Origin of the sequence: Streptomyces sp. NPDC002701, from assembly GCF_042889045.1 — a bacterium.
In the GTDB taxonomy this organism is placed as follows: domain Bacteria; phylum Actinomycetota; class Actinomycetes; order Streptomycetales; family Streptomycetaceae; genus Streptomyces.
Window position 1 is genome coordinate 241,098 of the sequence record NZ_JBIAQL010000008.1, and the last position, 18,390, is coordinate 259,487.

The following is an 18,390-nucleotide window of genomic DNA, read 5'->3' on the forward strand; positions in this document are numbered from 1 at the left end:
GCGGGTCAACGCCTCCAGGGCACCCGCTATTCCGTGGTCGCCGAGGCGGCCCGGGCCCTGCGCCCGAGATCGGCCCACACGTCGCGTACCCGCCGGCGCAGCGTCTCGAGTGGTACGTCGTTGTCGATGACGACGTCCGCGACCGCCCGGCGCTTCTCGCGGGTGGCCTGCGCCGCCATGCGGGCGCGCGCGTCCTCCTCGGTCATACCGCGCAGCCGGACGAGCCGGTCGAGCTGGGTCTCGGGACTGGCGTCGACCACGATCACCAGGTCGTACAGTTTCGCGAGGCCGTTCTCCGCGAGCAGGGGCACGTCGTGCACCACCACGGAGTCCTGCGAGGCGGCCTCTTCGAGCTCACGGGAGCGGGCGCCCACCAGGGGGTGCACGATCGCGTTCAGTACGGCCAGCCTGTCCGCGTCCGCGAAGACGATCGAGCCGAGCTTCGGCCGGTCGAGGGTGCCGTCCGCTGTGAGGATGTCCTCGCCGAAGGCGTCGACGACCGCCGCCAGCCCGGGTGTTCCCGGCGCGACGACCTCCCGCGCGATCCGGTCGGCGTCGATGAGCACGGCCCCGTGCTCCACGAGCAACCGCGACACCTCACTCTTACCGGCCCCGATCCCCCCGGTCAGTCCCACCTTCAACATACCCAGCAGCATAGGCGAGACCCCGACCAGCGACGCGGGGGCGGGCCCCGTCATGGGCGCGCGGGCCGACCCCCGCCAGAGACGCGTGGACCGGGCCCCGTCAAAGACGCACGAGCCGGGCCCCGTCAGGTGCGCACGAGCCGCCCCCGTCAGGGACGCGCGGACCGGGCCCCGTAAGGGGCGCGGGGAACTGCGCGACCAGCCACATCACACCCGCAGCCGACACCCGCACAGCAGCCCTGTCCGCCCCACCCCGTCCCAGCCGACCCTGTCTGCCCAGCCCAGCGGCCAGCGACCCCGCTCAGGAGAGCGAGCTACGCATCCCCCTCCCGCTCCGCGAGAAACTTCTCGAACTCCAGTCCGATCTCGTCCGCCGAAGGAATGTCCACCGGCTCGGCGAGCATGTTCCCCCGCGACTCGGCGCCCGCAGCGGCGTCGTACTGGTGCTCCAGCCCCTGGACGAGCGCGACGAGTTCCTCGTCGCCCTCCTGGATCTGCCGGTCGATCTCGGTCTGCGTGCGATGCGCCTCGGTGCGCAGCCCGTGCGCGATACCCGGCAGGACCAGCCCGGTCGCTGCGGTGATCGACTCCATCACCGTCAGCGCGGCGTCCGGGTACGGGGACCGGGCGATGTAGTGCGGTACGTGCGCCGCGACCCCCAGGACGTCGTGCCCGGCCGCCATGAGCCGGTACTCGACCAGCGCCTCGGCGCTGCCGGGCACCTGTGCCTCGTCGAAGGGGCTGCGGTGGCCGGGAACGAGGTCCGTGCGGTTGCCGTGGGGGGTGAGGCCCACGGGGCGGGTGTGCGGGACACCCATCGGAATGCCGTGGAAGTTCACGGACAGCCGCACTCCCAGGCGCTCCACGATCTGCTGGACGGCGGCGGCGAAGCGCTCCCACTCCACGTCCGGTTCGGGCCCGGAAAGCAGCAGGAAGGGCGCGCCGGTGGCGTCCTGGACGAGCCGCACGTCCAGCGTGGGCTCCTCGTAGTCGGCCCAGCGGTCGCGCTTGAACGTCAGCAGCGGGCGGCGGGCGCGGTAGTCCACGAGCCGGTCGTGGTCGAAGCGGGCGACGACCTGGTGGGGCAGCGAGTCGAGGAGCCGGTCGACGATCTGGTCGCCGGTCTCGCCCGCGTCGATGTAACCGTCGAAGTGGTAGAGCATGACAAGACCGGCCGACTCCTGGGCGAGCGCCACGTCGACGACGGCCAGGCCCTTCGGCTCCCATGCGTACAAACCCTGCGGATCAAGCACTGTGACCGCTCCTCCTCGTGTTCGTCATCGACAACACGGGCCGGGACACGGGCATTCCCGCGCACCGCCAGGTCTCGACGGAACGCACCGAGGGCCCGCACCCAGGTGGGTGCGGGCCCTCGGTTTACCAGCTGCTATCGCTGGCGGTGAGCCGTCAGCTCTGGCCGCCGGCGAGCTTCTCGCGCAGAGCCGCCAGGGCCTCGTCCGACGCCAGGGCGCCGGAGTTGTCGTCCGACTCCGAGGAGTACGAACCGCCGCCACCGCCACCGCTGGAGGCGGCCGGAGCCGCGCCCGGGGTGGTGACACCCTCGGCCTCGGCCTGGGCGTCCGCCTCGCGGGACTTGATGACCTGCGCCTGGTGCTGCTCGAAGCGCGTCTGCGCCTCGGCGTACTGGTTCTCCCACACCTCGCGCTGGGACTCGTAGCCCTCGAGCCAGTCGTTGGTCTCGGGGTCGAAGCCCTCGGGGTAGATGTAGTTGCCCTGGTCGTCGTACGACGCGGCCATGCCGTACAGCGTCGGGTCGAACTCGACCGAGGCCGGGTCGGCACCGAAGGACTCGTTGGCCTGCTTCAGCGAGAGGCTGATGCGACGGCGCTCGAGGTCGATGTCGATGACCTTGACGAAGATCTCGTCGTTGACCTGGACGACCTGCTCCGGGATCTCCACGTGGCGCTCGGCCAGCTCGGAGATGTGGACCAGACCCTCGATGCCCTCGTCCACGCGGACGAACGCACCGAACGGAACCAGCTTCGTGACCTTGCCGGGCACGACCTGGCCGATCTGGTGCGTGCGGGCGAACTGCTGCCACGGGTCTTCCTGCGTCGCCTTCAGCGACAGGGAGACACGCTCGCGGTCCATGTCGACGTCGAGGACCTCGACGGTGACTTCCTGGCCGACCTCGACAACCTCGGAGGGGTGGTCGATGTGCTTCCAGGAGAGCTCCGAGACGTGCACCAGACCGTCGACGCCACCCAGGTCCACGAACGCACCGAAGTTGACGATCGAGGAGACGACGCCGGAACGGACCTGACCCTTCTGCAGGGTGGTGAGGAACGTCTGGCGGACCTCGGACTGGGTCTGCTCCAGCCAGGCACGGCGGGACAGGACCACGTTGTTGCGGTTCTTGTCCAGCTCGATGATCTTGGCCTCGAGCTCCTTGCCCACGTAGGGCTGGAGGTCGCGGACACGGCGCATCTCGACGAGGGAGGCCGGCAGGAAGCCACGGAGGCCGATGTCGAGGATGAGTCCACCCTTGACGACCTCGATGACGGTGCCGGTGACGATGCCGTCCTCTTCCTTGATCTTCTCGATGGTGCCCCAGGCGCGCTCGTACTGGGCACGCTTCTTCGAGAGGATCAGGCGGCCTTCCTTGTCCTCCTTCTGGAGAACAAGGGCTTCGATCTCGTCGCCGACCTTGACGACCTCGTTCGGGTCGACGTCGTGCTTGATCGAGAGCTCGCGGCTCGGGATGACACCTTCGGTCTTGTAACCGATGTCGAGCAGGACCTCGTCCCGGTCGACCTTCACGATGACGCCGTCGACGATGTCGCCGTCGTTGAAGTACTTGATCGTCTCGTCGATCGCGGCGAGGAAGGCTTCCTCGTTACCGATGTCGTTGACCGCTACCTGCGGCGTGGTAGAGGTGGTCTCGGTGCTGCTCGTCATGTGGGAAAGGGCTCCGGTACGGACAGTGAGTCGTAGGTACTGCTTACGCCGGGAGCCCGTTTCGCTCTGTAGAAGGCCGGACAGCCAAGGAAGCGCCAGATCCGGATGATGTTCGTGAGAACACCGCCGGTGGCGCCTCGACAACCGAGGGGTCATACATACAGATGCGAGCGCAGCCTGCTACGTCTGAGGAGCGCAGGCCCGCAGCGCAACTTGTAGCATACGGGGGCAGCCGGACAGGGTCAATGCGCGAAGGCGCACACCCGGGGCGGATCGCCGCATACCCGGCACAGGACCCACACGGCGGCATCCGCACGACGGGCAACGCCACCGGGTCACGCCGACCCTGCGGCACCCCTTTCGTGACCGCCGCCGGAACGGTTCGCACGGAAGAGTCCGCAGATTAATACGAGGGAGCCGATCATCCAAGAGCACGAACAGGCCGAGCCCGAGGCGACCCGGCGGGAGGCGGGGGGCTCCGAGAGCTCCCGGGCCAATCGCGGCTGGTGGGACCGGAACGCGGACGACTACCAGGTCGAGCACGGCACCTTCCTCGGCGACGACCGTTTCGTGTGGTGCCCGGAGGGCCTCGACGAGATCGAGGCGGAGTTGCTCGGCCCGATGGAGGAGCTGAAGGGGAAGGACGTCCTGGAGATCGGCGCGGGCGCCGCCCAGTGCTCGCGCTGGCTGGCCGCCCAGGGGGCCCGCCCGGTCGCCCTGGACCTCTCGCACCGGCAGCTCCAGCACGCCCTGCGGATCGGCGCCGACGGCGTCCGGCTCGTGGAGGCGGACGCCACCGCGCTGCCTTTCGCGGACGGTTCGTTCGACCTGGCGTGCTCCGCTTACGGGGCGCTGCCGTTCGTCGCCGAACCCGTGCGGGTCCTGCGGGAGGTCCACCGGGTGCTGCGGCCCGGCGGCCGGTTCGTCTTCTCCGTGACGCACCCGGTCCGCTGGGCGTTCCCCGACGAGCCGGGGCCCGAGGGGCTCAGCGTGTCCGCCTCGTACTTCGACCGGACGCCGTACGTCGAGCAGGACGAGGCGGGCGACGCGGTGTACGTCGAGCACCACAGGACGGTCGGCGACCGCGTCCGGGACGTGGTGGCCGGCGGTTTCAGGCTGGTCGACCTGGTCGAGCCGGAGTGGCCCGCCTGGAACACCCAGGAGTGGGGCGGCTGGTCCCCGCTCCGCGGAAACCTGATCCCGGGCACGGCGATCTTCGTGTGCGAGCGGAGCGGGACGGGGGCACCCCCGGCGGGAGGCTGAAGGGGAGACTGAGCGGGTGAGCCGTACCGAGCATGTGATCGCGTGATCCGTCACGACGCCCTGGACCTGCTGCCCGTACGCACTGCGCTGCCGGGCCTGGACGACGCCCTGGAGGGCCACGGCACCGCGGTGCTCGTCGCACCCCCCGGGACGGGCAAGACGACCCTCGTGCCGCTGGTCCTCGCCGGGCTGACCGGCGAGGGGCCCGCGCGGCGGGTCGTGGTGGCCGAGCCGCGGCGGATCGCGGCGCGGGCGGCCGCGCGGCGGATGGCGTGGCTGATCGGCGAGAAGGCCGGCGACAGCGTCGGGTACACCGTGCGCGGCGAGCGGGTCGTCGGGCCACGCACGCGCGTGGAGGTCGTCACCACCGGGGTGCTGCTGCAGCGGCTGCAACGCGACCAGGAACTGGCCGGCGTCGACGTGGTCGTGCTCGACGAGTGCCACGAGCGGCATCTGGACGCGGACACGGCGGCGGCGTTCCTGCTGGACGTCCGGGCCGCCCTGCGTCCCGAGCTGCGGCTGGTGGCCGCCTCGGCGACGACCGACGCCGAGGGCTGGGCGCGGCTGCTCGGCGACGCGCCGGTGGTCGAGGCGGCGGGCGTCTCCCATCCGGTCGAGGTGGTGTGGGCGCCGCCCGCGCGCCCTGTGCGGCCGCCCCATGGGATGCGGGTGGATCCGGTGTTGCTGGCACATGTGGCGTCGGTGGTGCGGCGGGCGCTGTCCGAGCGTGACGGGGATGTCCTGTGTTTCCTCCCCGGCGTCGGGGAGATCGCCCGGGTCGCCGGGCAGCTCGGCGGGCTCGGTGCCGTAGAGGTGCTCCAGGTGCACGGGCGGGCGCCCGCGGCCGTGCAGGACGCGGTGCTGTCCGGCGGCGCGGGGCGCCGGGTGGTCCTCGCGACCTCGGTGGCCGAGTCCTCGCTGACGGTTCCCGGGGTACGGGTGGTCGTGGACTCCGGGCTGGCGCGCGAGCCGCGGGTGGACCACGCGCGGGGGCTGAGCGCGCTCGCGACCGTACGGGCCTCGCAGGCCGCCGGGAGGCAGCGGGCCGGGCGGGCGGGGCGGGAGGCTCCGGGTGCGGTGTACCGGTGCTGGGCGGAGGCGGAGGACGGCCGTCTGGCGCGTTTCCCCGCGCCGGAGATCAAGGTGGCCGACCTGACGGCGTTCGCCCTGCAGGCGGCCTGCTGGGGGGATCCCGACGCGTCGGGGCTTGCGCTGCTGGATCCGCCGCCGGCCGGGGCGATGGGGGTTGCGCGGGGTGTGCTGGAGGCCATCGGCGCGGTCGGCCCCGGCGGGCGGCCGACGGACCGGGGGGTGCGGATGTCGCGGCTCGGGCTGCATCCGCGGCTCGGGCGCGCGCTGCTGGACGCGGGGGCCGCTGTCGGAGCCGAGCGTGCCGCGGAGGTGGTCGCCCTGCTGAGCGAGGAGCCGCCGCGGGAGTACGGGGACGACCTCGCGTCGGCGTTGCGGACCGCGCGGCGCGGGGGTGACGGCTATGCCGGGCGGTGGCGGGCGGAGGTGCGGCGGTTGCGGGGCGTGGGGCGAGCCGATGGCGCGCCCGCAGCGCGGAGGTCGTCCGACGACCGCGGGCCGGACGTGGTGGATCGCGCGGTTCCCCGCGCCCCTGGCACCGATGACCGGGTCGTCGGGCTTGTTGCCGCGTTCGCTTTTCCTGAGCGGGTGGGACGGCGGGCCGGGGGGTCCTTTCTCATGGTGTCCGGGACTCGGGCCGAGGTCGGGGAGGGAAGCGGGCTGCGGGACGGCGAGTGGATCGCTGTCGCCGTCGCCGACCGGCCGCTCGGGGCGGGGCACGCGCGTGTGCGGCTCGGCGCCGTGATCGACGAGGGGATCGCCCGCGAGGCCGCGGGGGCCCTGTACGGCGAGGGCGACGAGGTCCGCTGGGACGGCGGGGACGTCGTGGCGCGGCGGGTGCGGCGGCTGGGGGCCGTGGAGCTGGCGGTACGGCCGCTGCGGAACCCCGACCCCGCACTCGTACGCGCCGCGCTCCTCGAAGGGCTGGCGCGCGAGGGGTTCGCGCTGTTGCGCTGGTCGCGGGACGCCGAGACATTGCGGCAGCGGCTCGCCTTCCTGCACCGGCGGCTCGGCGCCCCGTGGCCCGACGTGTCGGACGACGCCCTGCACGCGCGCGTGGACGAGTGGCTGGAGCCCGAGCTGGGCCGCGCGCGACGGCGGGCCGACCTGGCGCGCATCGAGGCCGGCCAGGCGCTGAACCGGCTGCTGCCGTGGGCGTCCGGAGACGCGTCCCGGCTCGACGAGCTGGCGCCGGAGCGGATCGAGGTGCCGAGCGGGTCCAGGATCCGGATCGACTACGCGGATCCCGAGCGGCCGGTGCTCGCGGTGAAGTTGCAGGAGATGTTCGGGGCACAGGAGTCGCCGGCGGTCGCGGGGGTGCCCGTACAGGTGCATCTGCTGTCGCCCGCGGGGCGCCCGGCCGCCGTCACCTCGGACCTCGCGTCGTTCTGGAAGGACGGCTACCGGGGTGTACGGGCGGAGCTGCGCGGGCGGTACCCGAAGCACCCCTGGCCGGAGGACCCGGTGGCCGCGCGGCCGACCCGGCACACGAACGCCCGCCTCAGGCGCTGAGCGGCTCCGGCTCCCGGGTCCTCGCGGTCGCGGGGTCGCGGGGGCGGCGGCTGCGGGCCTCCAGGTACAGGGAGAGCGCGAGGAGTCCGACGCCCAGGACGAGGAAGCCCCAGGGCAGGTACGAGGTCATCAGCAGGACGAGCAGCCGCTGGGACTTCACCAGGTCGACCGTGTGCCGGATGTAGTCCTCGCGCATCTTCACGTGCCCGGAGAAGGCGGTCACCTTGTCGCGGTCGCCGAGGAGGGTGCCGCCGCGCAGCTCCTCCCGGTGGATCTCCTCTCCGTAGACGGGTGCCCCGGTGACGGGCTCCACCCAGAACTTGCGAACGGTGGTGTACCAGCGGGTCGTGCCCGTCCTCGCGACCGACTCCGCGGTGATGCCGTCGACGGGCAGGGTCTTCGGGAGGGGCACCTTCGTCCAGGGGATGGTCTGCTCGAAGTAGTAGACCTCCACGCCCCGGAAGTCCTGGGTGCCCCGGTAGTGGATGGGGGCGGTGAGCCGGGCCTGCGCGTCGAAGTACTCGTAGTCCCGTTTCTCCGTCAGGAAGGGCCACTTGAACTCGATGCCCGTCCGTCTGACCGGGTCGCCGTCGACCATCTCACCGGTGGCGTGGACGGGTTCCTGGGTGTGCGCGTCGAAGATGTACCGCTCGGGGAAGCTGGAGACCATGTCGCCGTCGGGGCCCTGGACGTAGGAGAGGCCGTCCCAGACGACGACGTCCCGGTTCGCGGTCTTCTCGATCTTCTCTGACGCCTCGACGTTGCCCTTGAGGGTCTGCACGACGGTGATCCTGTCGACCTTCTCGGCGGTCATCGTGCCGTAGTCGAGAAGGGTCGCGTCCTTCGCCTCCAGGACCATGTCCTGGTACTGGTCGGCGGGAACCTTGGCCAGGCGCGGGAAGGCGTACCAGCGCGTCAGCGGGGACAGGGCCGCGAAGAACACGGCGAGGGCTAGCAGGATCAGACTGGCCTTGCGGCGCATCTCGGCGGCCCTCCCTGTGCGTCACGGATGGCTGGGGACGGTGGTGAGCAGGGGCTCGGGTGACGTCCCGCCCTCCGGTGCACCCAGCGCGGTGATCGTGAGGACCAGCGCGAACGCGACGGCGAGACCGGTCGCGGCGGCGATCACGGCACGCATGCGGGCCTCCCGGCACAGCGGAGCTGATACATCGTCAGGTCCGGCACCGTAGCAACGCGCGGGCGAGATGAGAACACGTAGCGCACACACGGCGGCGCCCCCTCCCCGGCAGGCCGGGAAAGGGGGCGCCGCTGGTCCGTCTCCGGTGTTACGAGGCGGCTGCCGCCACCGTCAGCTCGACGGTCAGCGTCGCGCCGCCGGTCGTCGTGATCCGCAGCAGGTACGTACCGGCGGTGTCGTCCGCGTACAGCTTCGGCAGCGTCAGCAGGCCGTTCGCGCCCGTCTCGAGGCCCGCGAGGGTGCGTACCGCGCTGCCGTCCGCGCCCTTGAAGTACGGGCCCTTGTCGTTCGCGGTCGCGTCGTCCGCCGCCTTGACGAGCGTGGCGGTCGCGGCGACACCGGCCGCGGCGGCCCCCTTGTAGGTCGCCTTCACCTCGACCTGGTTCGCGAACTCGCCGCCCGGCACGCAGGTCAGCGCGGCGTCGGTGGTGCGGGCGAGGCCGTCGGCCTGGCGGGCGGTGACCGTCGCCGCGTAGTCGAGGCCGGCGACGGTGCGGCCGACGACGGTGGCGCGGACCGTGAACCCGCCGGTCTTCTCGCCCGCTTCGAGCGCGGGGGCCGTCGCGACGCCGGAGCCGTTGGTGACGATGGTCGCGACGCTCTCACCGCCGGTGAAGGTCGTGTCGGTGCCGCCCACGATCGTGAACCGGACCCGGACCTTCCCGACGGGCTTGCCGGCCTTGGTCTCGGTACGGGCGGCGATCCGCTCGGTGAAGGTGCCGCCCGCCGTCGCCGTGAGCTTCCCGGTGCCCGCGTCCTCCAGGTGGTCCACCGTCTGGGTGGGGGTGACCGGGGTCGCCGGCGGTGTGGTGGACGGCGGGGCCGGTGTGGTGGGCGGCTTCGGGCTCGGGCTCGAAGAGCCGCCGCCGCCCGGGGTCTGGCTGCTGGGCGGCGTCGAGGCCGGCGGGGTCGGCGTCGGACTGGTGCTCGACCCGCCGCTGCCACTGCCACTGCCGGTGCCGGCGCCACTGCCGCTGTTGCCGTCGCTGCGGCCCGAGGGCAGCGTGCCCGTGCCGTCCGGGACCTCGTGGGTGCCCTTGCGGTAGTACTCCAGCCACGACAGGACCGTGTTCAGGTAGTCCGTCGAGTTGTTGTAGCTGAGGATGGCGCGCCTGAGGTCGCCGCTGTCGGACAGGTCCCAGCCGAACCGGCACAGGTAGTGGCCGGCCGCGAGGGCCGCGTCGTAGACGTTGTTGGGGTCCTTGCGGCCGTCGCCGTTGCCGTCGCGACCCGACCACTCCCAGGTGGAGGGGATGAACTGCATGGGGCCGACGGCACGGTCGTGCGTGGTGTCCCCGTCGTACGCGCCGCCGTCGGTGTCGGTGATCCGCGCGAAGCCGACGCCGTTGAGGACCGGGCCGAGGATCTGGGAGGTCGTGGTGCCGTTCGCGTCGACGCGGCCGCCGCGGGCGTGCCCGGACTCGACCTTGCCGATGGCGGCGAGGAGCTGCCAGGGGAGTCTGCACCCGGGCTTGGACTCTCCCAGGGACGCCTCGGCCTTCTTGTACGCGTCGAGGACGGTCGCCGGTATGCCCGCTTCGGCGTTCCCCGGGGTGCCGGAGGGATTGCCGCTCGCGCTGGGCGACGGTGTCGGGCTGTTGAGCGGCGGGAGGTCCGTGTAGTAGGGCGAGTTGCCGGTGGCGCTGTCGCTGCCCTTCCCGTCGGGCGAGGGCTGCGAGTTGGCGTTCTGTCTGCCCTGCGGGGTGTCCGTCACGCCCGGGGCCTGGGATGCGGACAGGGCCGCGACCGCGACCGCTGCCACGGCGGTGGTTGCCGCCCCTTTGACGACCCGCCTGCCGAATTGCGCCGCCATTGCGTGAACCCCTCCCGTGAACGATCCCCGTGCTCCGCGCGTTCTCCTGCTGTGCGGTGCCGTGCGGCCACGCTCCCCCATACGGCAACCCAGGCGACCCTACGACAACTTCTGCCGCGCACACACCTGTTCGCGCCCGGTTTTCACCGGTTGGCCACATGCCGTTCGTGGCGACCTGCCGCCCCTGCTGCCCGTGCCGCTCTTCAGCATGCCGGACGGGCGGGAACCGTTCCCGCATACTGGCCGTCCTGATCAAGGGTCGGGCCAGGACCGTGCCGAGGCCCGGCCGGTCCGCCGGGTCCGCCGGACTTTTCGGGTCCGATGGACTTTTGGGTCCGATGGCTCTGTCGCGTCCGGTTGGAGCCACCCGATCCGTCCGACGCCGTTCGCGGGGAGCCCAGTTGCCGTTCACTCTCAGCCATGCCGCGGCGGTCCTGCCGGCCGTGCGTGCCGACGGGTCCGGACGCGGCCGACTGATCCCGGCCGTGCTCGTGGCCGGCTCGTTCGCGCCCGACATGACCTATTACGCGGCGAGTGTCTTTCCGGAGGCCATGGAGTTCGGCGAGTTCACGCACTCCTTCACCGGGGTGTTCACCTTCGACGTCCTGGTCGCCTGGGCGCTCGTGGGCGCCTGGCTGGTGCTGCGTGAACCGCTGGTGGCGCTGCTGCCACGGGGCGGGCAGGGCCGGATCGGGGCCTTCGTGCGCTGCGGTGCGCCGCGCGCCCGCCTCCGGCCCTCGCTCGCCCTGCGGTGGTACGTGTCCGCGGTGCTCGGCTCGCTGACCCATGTCGTGTGGGACGCGTTCACGCACCACGACCGCTGGGGCGGCCGGCTCTTCCCCGTCCTGGAGCGGGACTTCGCCGGTTCCCCCTTGTACTGGTATCTGCAGTACGGCGGTTCGGCGATCGCCGCCGTGGTCATCGCGACGTTCCTGGTGGTGGCCCTGCGGCTGCGACGGCGGCAGGACACCGAACACCAGGGGGCGCCGGGCGGGGCACCCATGGGGGTGCCGGTGGGAGTGCCCGTGCTCTCGGGGCGTGACCGGTGGCTCGCCGCAGTCCTGATCGGCGGCTGCGCGGTGTCGGCGGCCGTACAGCGGGCGACGCGCTGGTGGGACCACTGGGGGTCGCGGGCAGAACCCTGGGAGCTGATCCCCACCGTCTGTTTCGGGGCGGGGGCCGGCCTGGCCGTCGGGTTCGCCGTGTACGCCGTGGCGGTCAGGGTGTGGCGTCCGGCTCCGGTTCGTCCCGGCCCGGCACCGGCCCGTACGGAGCCGAGCCGTCCGGCTCCTCGCTGACCGCCGTCTCCGGGGTGAGGCCGCGACCACGACCGCGGCCGGGGCCCAGATTGCGGTGCACGGCCCTCGCTATCCGCTCGATGGTGCGGACGCCGTACGCCTTCGTCGGGTTGTCGTGGGACAGGACGACGATCCGGTACGCGCGGCCCTTGCCCGTGAAGGCGCCGACGCTGTGGACGCGCCAGCCGTGGGTGGAGCGGGGCAGCCAGCCGTTCTTGACATGGGCCTTCATACCGCGCGGCATGCCTGCGGGGACGCCCCAGCGCTGGTCGGGGCGGACCTCGGCGAGCAGTGCGAGGCCGTACGCGCGGGTGCGGAGGAAGGAGTGGGAACTCGTCAGGACCTCCAGCAGGCGCATCTGGTCGGCGGCCGTCGTACGGGTGAGGCCCCAGTAGCCGCCGTGGCCGAGAACGGTGGCGTGGGTACGGGCCCGGGCGAGGAAGCCGTTCAGATAGCTGTGGCCCAGGGACGTCCACAGGCGCCAGGCGGTGATGTTGTCCGAGTGGACGATCATGGGCCGGGCGTTTCTCGCCTCCCAGCGGGTCAGTCTGCGGCCCAGTCCCTCGGCACGACGCAGCAGTGCCTCCATGATCAGCACCTTCGCGACACTCGCGGAGTCGTACTGGCGCCGGCCGGCGAGCGTGCAGGTCAGGCCGAGGTCGTCGTGCACGACCACGGAGACCGTGCCGGTCCTGGACGACAGCGCCGCGTGGATGTCGTGCGACAGGCGGGCGGCGAGGGCGGGCTGGTGCGGGGCGTGGCAGGTGACGTGGCCGTCCGCCGGCCGGTCGCTCCCGTGACCGCTCCCGTCGAAGGTGCCCGCCAGGATGCGTCTGGTCGGGGCGGGGGCCGGGATGCGAGGGGTGGCGGCTGCTGCGGAGACGGCGGTGACCGGGGCGAGGAGTACGGAGGTCAGGGCTGCGGCGAGGAGGGGGCGGCAGTGTCGTGCGCGTGGACCCATGCCCGCATTTTTATGGCGGGGCCCGCCGGGGGCTTCTGGTCGGGGGCCACGCGGGTGACGGTTCCCTCCGGGGGTTGGCGCGCGATGTGACGTGCGGCCCGTCGTGCCTGATCGCGCAGTTCCCCGCGCCCCTCAGGCGGGTGGGGCTGAGCCCGGTTTCCCAGGCCGGGCCAGACCCGTGCGCGGGTTGCGCAGTTCCCCGCGCCCCTAGGGGGGTGGGGCTGAGCCCGGCCACATAGGCCGAGCCACGCCCCTGCGCGAGTCGCGCAGTTCCCCGCGCCCCTGGGTGGGTGGGGCCCAACCCCTGCTTGATCGCACAGGCCCCAAGCCCCCGAGCCCCGCCAGGGGCGCGAGGAACTGCGCGACCAGCCACGACCGGCCCGGAGTCGACGTACCACCCCAGCCCCTTCAAGGGGCGCGGGGAACTGCGCGACCGACCACGACGGGGCCGGAGCCGATACAACGCACCCCGGTGGAGCCGAGTCGTGTCAGTGGGCTGCCGACTCCCAGTCCGTGCCCGAGCCGACCGAGACGTCCAGGGGCGCCCTGAGCTGCACCGCGCCCGCCATCTCCCGGCGGACCAGTTCCTCCGCCCGGGCGCGCTCGCCCGGGGCGATCTCCAGGACGATTTCGTCGTGGACCTGGAGGAGCATGCGCGACGTGAGGCCGGCCTCCCGCAGCGCCCGGTCCACGTGCAGCATGGCGATCTTGACGATGTCGGCCGCCGTGCCCTGGATCGGCGCGTTCAGCGCCATCCGCTCGGCCGCCTCCCGCCGCTGCCGGTTGTCGCTGTTGAGGTCGGGGAGGTAGCGGCGGCGCCCGAAGAGCGTCGCCGTGTAACCGGTGGCCCGCGCCTCGTCGACCGCCCGGCGCAGATAGTCCCGTACCCCTCCGAAGCGCTCGAAGTACGTGTCCATCAGGCCACGCGCCTCCCCCGCGTCGATGTTGAGCTGCTGGGACAGGCCGAAGGCCGACAGCCCGTAGGCCAGCCCGTACGACATCGCCTTGATCTTGCGGCGCATCTCGGCGTCGACGGCGTCGCGCTCCACGGAGAACACCTGGGAGGCGACCGTGGTGTGCAGGTCCTCGCCGGAGGTGAAGGCCGCGAGGAGGCCCTCGTCCTCCGAGAGGTGGGCCATCACGCGCAGTTCGATCTGGCTGTAGTCGGCGGTCATGAGGGTCTCGAAGCCCTCGCCGACCACGAAGCCACGCCGGATCGCGCGGCCCTCCTCCGTCCGGACGGGGATGTTCTGCAGGTTCGGGTCCTGCGACGAGAGGCGGCCCGTCGCGGCGACCGTCTGGTGGAACGTGGTGTGGATGCGGCCGTCCGCGGCGATCGTCTTGATCAGGCCCTCGACGGTCACCCGCAGTTTCGCCTGCTCACGGTGGCGCAGCATGATGACGGGCAGTTCGTGGTCGGTCTGGGCGGCGAGCCAGGCCAGCGCGTCGGCGTCCGTCGTGTAGCCGGTCTTCGTCTTCTTGGTCTTGGGCAGGCCCAGTTCACCGAAGAGGACTTCCTGGAGCTGCTTGGGCGAGCCGAGGTTGAACTCGTGCCCGACGGCCGCGTGCGCTTCCTTCACGGCCTGCTGGACCGCGCCCGCGAACATCTGCTCCATGGCTTCCAGGTGGGCCCTGTCCGCCGCGATGCCGTGCCGCTCCAGGCGGGCGAGCAGCTCGGAGGTGGGCAGCTCCATGTCCTGGAGCAGGTCGGCCGCGCCGACCTCCCTGAGCCGCTCACCGAAAGCCTCGCCCAGGTCGAGGACGGCGCGCGCCTGCACCATCAGCGCGTCGGCCTCGGCGCCCTCGTCCGCGCCGAAGGCGAGCTGTCCGTCGGCGGTCGCGGCGGGCGCCAGCTCCCGGCCGAGGTACTCCAGGGTCAGCGCGTCCAGGTCGAAGGAGCGGCGGCCCGGCTTGACGAGGTACGCGGCGAGGGCGGTGTCCATGGCGATGCCCTCGACCCGCCAGCCGTGCTCGGCGAAGACCCGCATGACGGCCTTGGCGTTGTGCAGCACCTTCGGCCGGTCGGGGGCGGCGAGCCAGCGCGCGAACGCGTTCTCGTCGCTCTCGTCGAGCGTCGACGGGTCGAACCACGCGGCGGCCCCGCCGCCCGAGGCGAGGGCGATCTCGGAGACCGATCCCGTGCCGAGCGCCCAGGCGTCGACCGTGGCGACCCCGAGGACCGTCGTGCCGTGCTCGGCGAGCCAGGGCGCCAGCTCGCCGGCGTCGAGGACCGTGCCGTCCACGGCCACGCCCGAGGCGACCGGGGCCGCCTCCTCGGCGTCCTGGGCGCCGGGGTCGACGGCCAGCAGCCGCTCGCGCAGCGAGGGGTTACGGATCTCCAGGGTGTCCAGGACCATGGCGACGGCCGTGCGGTCGTACGGGGCGCGCTCCAGGGCGGGGACGGCCTTCGGCAGCTCGACGTCGCGGACCATCTCGGTGAGGCGGCGGTTGAGCTTGACCGACTCCAGGTGGTCGCGGAAGTTCTGCCCGGCCTTGCCCTTGACCTCCTCGGCGCGCTCGACCAGCTCCGCGAAGGAACCGAACTGGTTGATCCACTTCGCGGCGGTCTTCTCGCCGACGCCGGGGATGCCCGGCAGGTTGTCGGACGGGTCGCCGCGCAGGGCCGCGAAGTCGGGGTACTGGGCGGGAGTGAGGCCGTACTTCTCGAAGACCTTCTCCGGCGTGAACCGGGTCAGCTCCGAGACGCCCTTGGTCGGGTAGAGCACGGTGGTGTGCTCGGAGACCAGCTGGAAGGCGTCGCGGTCGCCGGTGACGATCAGCACCTCGAAGCCCTCGGCCTCGGCCTGGGTGGCGAGCGTGGCGATGATGTCGTCCGCCTCGAAGCCCTCGACGGCGAACCGCTCGGCGTGCATCGCGTCCAGGAGCTCACCGATCAGCTCGACCTGGCCCTTGAACTCGTCGGGTGTCTTCGACCTGTTCGCCTTGTACTCCGTGAACTCCTCGGAGCGCCACGTCTTGCGGGACACGTCGAACGCCACCGCGAAGTGCGTGGGCGCCTCGTCGCGCAGCGTGTTGGCGAGCATCGACGCGAAGCCGTAGATCGCGTTCGTCGGCTGGCCCGTCGCCGTCGTGAAGTTCTCCGCGGGCAGCGCGAAGAACGCCCGGTACGCCAGCGAGTGCCCGTCCATGAGCATCAGCCGCGGACGTGCCTGGCCGGAGGTCTTCTCGGTCTTCTTCGATGCTGTCTCTGCCACACCCCCGATCCTGCCACGCCCCACTGACAGTCGGCCCCGCCCCGCCGCCACGACCGGGTACTCGCACGCCCTGCGCCCACTGTGCGGCGGAGCGCACACGATCATTCTTCGTACCGCGGCACGATCGGTGTCACCACCACGTGGGAGTATCGGAGACGTACCTCACACGTGTGCTCGAAGAGGAGGCCGCAATGGCCGGCAAGCCGCCCCAGAGTGATCCGGTCCAGGACGCGCCGCAGGTCGCCGGGCCGAAGCACGCCGCGGCCGGGCTGCCCGCCATCGGGCACACCCTGCGCATCGCCCAGCGGCAGATGGGGGTGAAGCGCACCGCGCTGACCCTGCTGCGGGTCAATCAGAAGGACGGCTTCGACTGCCCGGGCTGCGCCTGGCCCGAGCCCGAGCACCGGCACGCCGCGGAGTTCTGCGAGAACGGCGCGAAGGCGGTCGCGGAGGAGGCCACCCTGCGCCGGGTGACCCCGGACTTCTTCGCCGCGCACCCGGTCGCCGACCTCGCGACCCGCAGTGGTTACTGGCTGGGCCAGCAGGGCCGCCTCACGCACCCGGTGTATCTCGCGGAGGGCGCCGACCGCTACGAGGCGGTGTCCTGGGAGCGCGCGTTCGACATCATCGCCGAGGAGCTCACCTCCCTGGCCTCCCCCGACGAGGCGCTGTTCTACACCTCGGGCCGCACGAGCAACGAGGCGGCGTTCCTCTACCAGTTGTTCGCCCGCGAGTTCGGCACGAACAACCTCCCCGACTGCTCCAACATGTGCCACGAGTCGTCCGGCTCGGCGCTGAACGAGACGATCGGCATCGGCAAGGGCAGCGTCCTCCTGGACGACCTGTACCAGGCCGACCTGATCATCGTGGCGGGGCAGAACCCGGGCACCAACCATCCGCGCATGCTGTCCGCCCTGGAGAGGGCGAAGGCGAACGGCGCGAGGATCATCACGGTGAACCCGCTGCCCGAGGCGGGCATGGAGCGGTTCAAGAACCCGCAGACCGCGCAGGGCATGTTCAAGGGCGCCGCGCTCACCGATCTGTTCCTGCAGATCCGCATCGGCGGTGACCAGGCGCTCTTCCGCCTGCTGAACAAGCTGGTCCTGGAGACCGAGGGCGCCGTCGACGAGTCCTTCGTCGCCGAACACACCCATGGTTTCGAGGCGTTCGCGGAGGCCGCCCGCGCCGCCGACTGGGACGAGACGCTCACCGCGACGGGCCTCTCGCGCGCGCAGATCGACGAGGCGCTGGGCATGGTCCTCGCCTCGGAGCGCACCATCGTGTGCTGGGCGATGGGCCTGACCCAGCACAAGCACTCCGTGCCGACGATCCGCGAGGTCGTCAACTTCCTCCTGCTGCGCGGCAACATCGGCCGGCCGGGCGCGGGCGTGTGCCCGGTGCGCGGCCACTCGAACGTGCAGGGCGACCGCACCATGGGCATCTTCGAGCGCCCCGCGCCCGCCTTCCTGGACGCCCTGGAGAAGGAGTTCGGCTTCGCCCCGCCGCGCGGGCACGGCTACGACGTCGTCCGGGCGATCCGCGCGATGCGCGACGACAGGGCGAAGGTCTTCTTCGCGATGGGCGGCAACTTCGTGTCGGCCTCCCCCGACACCGAGGTCACCGAGGCGGCCATGCGCCGCGCCCGCCTCACGGTGCACGTGTCGACGAAACTGAACCGCTCGCACGCCGTCACGGGCGCGCGCGCCCTGATCCTGCCCACCCTCGGCCGCACCGAGCGCGATCTCCAGGGCAGTGGCGAGCAGTTCGTCACCGTCGAGGACTCCATGGGCATGGTGCACGCCTCGCGCGGCCGTCTGGAGCCCGCGAGCGGGCAGCTGCTGTCCGAACCGGCCATCGTGTGCCGCCTCGCCCGCCGGGTCCTCGGCGACGCGTCCCGCACGCCCTGGGAGGAGTTCGAGAAGGACTACGCGACCGTCCGCGACCGCATCGCGCGCGTCGTCCCCGGCTTCGACGACTTCAACGCGCGCGTGGCCGACCCGGCGGGTTTCGCCCTGCCGCACGCCCCGCGCGACGAGCGCCGCTTCCCGACCGCCACCGGCAGGGCCAACTTCACCGCCGCGCCCGTCGAGTACCCGAAGCTCCCCGAGGGCCGCCTCCTCCTGCAGACCCTGCGCTCGCACGACCAGTACAACACCACGATCTACGGCCTCGACGACCGCTACCGGGGCATCAGGAACGGCCGCCGGGTCGTCCTGGTCAACCCCGAGGACGCCCGCGAACTGGGCCTCGCGGACGGCTCGTACACCGATCTGGTCAGCGAGTGGAAGGACGGGGTGGAGCGCCGCGCGGCCGGTTTCCGGATCGTGCACTATCCGACGGCCCGCGGCTGCGCGGCCGCGTACTACCCGGAGACGAACGTCCTGGTGCCGCTGGACGCCACCGCCGACACCAGCAACACGCCCGCCAGCAAGTCCGTCGTCGTCCGTCTGGAACAATCGGCCACCAACTGAGCGTTCG

Annotated in this window: 12 protein-coding genes; 4 read left to right on the top strand and 8 right to left on the bottom strand. The window is 72.1% G+C overall.

Annotation, left to right across the window (positions count from 1 at the left end):
• Positions 1 to 26: 26 nt before the first annotated feature.
• From coaE to rpsA, 3 genes are all read right to left on the bottom strand, one after another.
• Positions 27 to 644: a dephospho-CoA kinase gene (gene coaE / locus ACFYXC_RS23190; protein ID WP_388914969.1), complete on the bottom strand. Its 618-nt coding sequence runs from the start codon at positions 642 to 644 to the stop codon at positions 27 to 29.
• A gap of 314 nt (positions 645 to 958) precedes the next feature.
• Positions 959 to 1,897 (bottom strand): PAC2 family protein, encoded by a 939-nt coding sequence (locus ACFYXC_RS23195; protein WP_388914966.1) that lies wholly within the window; start codon positions 1,895 to 1,897, stop codon positions 959 to 961.
• 154 nt (positions 1,898 to 2,051) lie between these two features.
• Positions 2,052 to 3,563, bottom strand: a complete 1,512-nt coding sequence (gene rpsA / locus ACFYXC_RS23200) for a 30S ribosomal protein S1 (protein WP_388914963.1) — start codon at positions 3,561 to 3,563, stop codon at positions 2,052 to 2,054.
• A 402-nt stretch (positions 3,564 to 3,965) separates the two neighbouring features.
• On the opposite strand from rpsA, the gene ACFYXC_RS23205 reads away from it, so the two are divergent.
• Both ACFYXC_RS23205 and hrpB read left to right on the top strand, forming a co-directional pair.
• A complete protein-coding gene (locus ACFYXC_RS23205; RefSeq protein ID WP_389553949.1) occupies positions 3,966 to 4,826 on the top strand; it encodes a class I SAM-dependent methyltransferase in 861 nt (286 codons plus the stop codon).
• A gap of 42 nt (positions 4,827 to 4,868) precedes the next feature.
• On the top strand, positions 4,869 to 7,427 hold the full coding sequence (hrpB, locus tag ACFYXC_RS23210) for an ATP-dependent helicase HrpB (protein WP_389553886.1): 2,559 nt from the start codon (positions 4,869 to 4,871) through the stop codon (positions 7,425 to 7,427).
• On the opposite strand, the gene ACFYXC_RS23215 is transcribed toward hrpB, so the two are convergent.
• The 3 genes from ACFYXC_RS23215 to ACFYXC_RS23225 all read right to left on the bottom strand — a co-directional run bounded on the left by ACFYXC_RS23215 (position 7,417) and on the right by ACFYXC_RS23225 (position 10,438).
• Positions 7,417 to 8,409, bottom strand: coding sequence for a DUF3068 domain-containing protein (locus ACFYXC_RS23215; RefSeq protein ID WP_389553887.1), 993 nt, complete (start codon positions 8,407 to 8,409; stop codon positions 7,417 to 7,419). The genes hrpB and ACFYXC_RS23215 overlap by 11 nt on opposite strands.
• A gap of 21 nt (positions 8,410 to 8,430) precedes the next feature.
• Positions 8,431 to 8,565 (bottom strand): SPW_0924 family protein, encoded by a 135-nt coding sequence (locus ACFYXC_RS23220; protein WP_389553888.1) that lies wholly within the window; start codon positions 8,563 to 8,565, stop codon positions 8,431 to 8,433.
• A 148-nt stretch (positions 8,566 to 8,713) separates the two neighbouring features.
• Complete coding sequence (locus tag ACFYXC_RS23225) at positions 8,714 to 10,438, bottom strand: lytic transglycosylase domain-containing protein (protein WP_389553889.1); 1,725 nt, start codon at positions 10,436 to 10,438, stop codon at positions 8,714 to 8,716.
• 401 nt (positions 10,439 to 10,839) lie between these two features.
• Between ACFYXC_RS23225 and ACFYXC_RS23230 the strand changes: the two genes are divergently transcribed.
• Positions 10,840 to 11,736 (top strand): DUF4184 family protein, encoded by an 897-nt coding sequence (locus tag ACFYXC_RS23230; RefSeq protein WP_389553890.1) that lies wholly within the window; start codon positions 10,840 to 10,842, stop codon positions 11,734 to 11,736.
• Here ACFYXC_RS23230 and ACFYXC_RS23235 read toward each other — a convergent pair.
• Positions 11,657 to 12,697: a serine hydrolase gene (locus ACFYXC_RS23235; protein ID WP_389553891.1), complete on the bottom strand. Its 1,041-nt coding sequence runs from the start codon at positions 12,695 to 12,697 to the stop codon at positions 11,657 to 11,659. The genes ACFYXC_RS23230 and ACFYXC_RS23235 overlap by 80 nt on opposite strands.
• Positions 12,698 to 13,185: 488 nt before the next feature.
• On the bottom strand, positions 13,186 to 15,912 hold the full coding sequence (gene polA / locus ACFYXC_RS23240; protein ID WP_389553892.1) for a DNA polymerase I: 2,727 nt from the start codon (positions 15,910 to 15,912) through the stop codon (positions 13,186 to 13,188).
• 191 nt (positions 15,913 to 16,103) lie between these two features.
• Between polA and ACFYXC_RS23245 the strand changes: the two genes are divergently transcribed.
• On the top strand, positions 16,104 to 18,383 hold the full coding sequence (locus tag ACFYXC_RS23245) for an FdhF/YdeP family oxidoreductase (RefSeq protein WP_389553893.1): 2,280 nt from the start codon (positions 16,104 to 16,106) through the stop codon (positions 18,381 to 18,383).
• The last annotated feature ends 7 nt before the right edge of the window (positions 18,384 to 18,390 follow it).

Excerpts from the sequence above, each read along its gene's own strand:
- coaE (WP_388914969.1), bottom strand. The coding sequence starts at position 644 with ATGTTGAAGGTGGGACTGACCGGGGGGATCGGGGCCGGTAAGAGTGAG.
- rpsA (WP_388914963.1), bottom strand. The coding sequence starts at position 3,563 with ATGACGAGCAGCACCGAGACCACCTCTACCACGCCGCAGGTAGCGGTC.
- ACFYXC_RS23215 (WP_389553887.1), bottom strand. The coding sequence starts at position 8,409 with ATGCGCCGCAAGGCCAGTCTGATCCTGCTAGCCCTCGCCGTGTTCTTC.
- ACFYXC_RS23220 (WP_389553888.1), bottom strand. The coding sequence starts at position 8,565 with ATGCGTGCCGTGATCGCCGCCGCGACCGGTCTCGCCGTCGCGTTCGCG.
- ACFYXC_RS23225 (WP_389553889.1), bottom strand. The coding sequence starts at position 10,438 with ATGGCGGCGCAATTCGGCAGGCGGGTCGTCAAAGGGGCGGCAACCACC.
- ACFYXC_RS23235 (WP_389553891.1), bottom strand. The coding sequence starts at position 12,697 with ATGGGTCCACGCGCACGACACTGCCGCCCCCTCCTCGCCGCAGCCCTG.
- ACFYXC_RS23245 (WP_389553893.1), top strand. The coding sequence starts at position 16,104 with ATGGCCGGCAAGCCGCCCCAGAGTGATCCGGTCCAGGACGCGCCGCAG.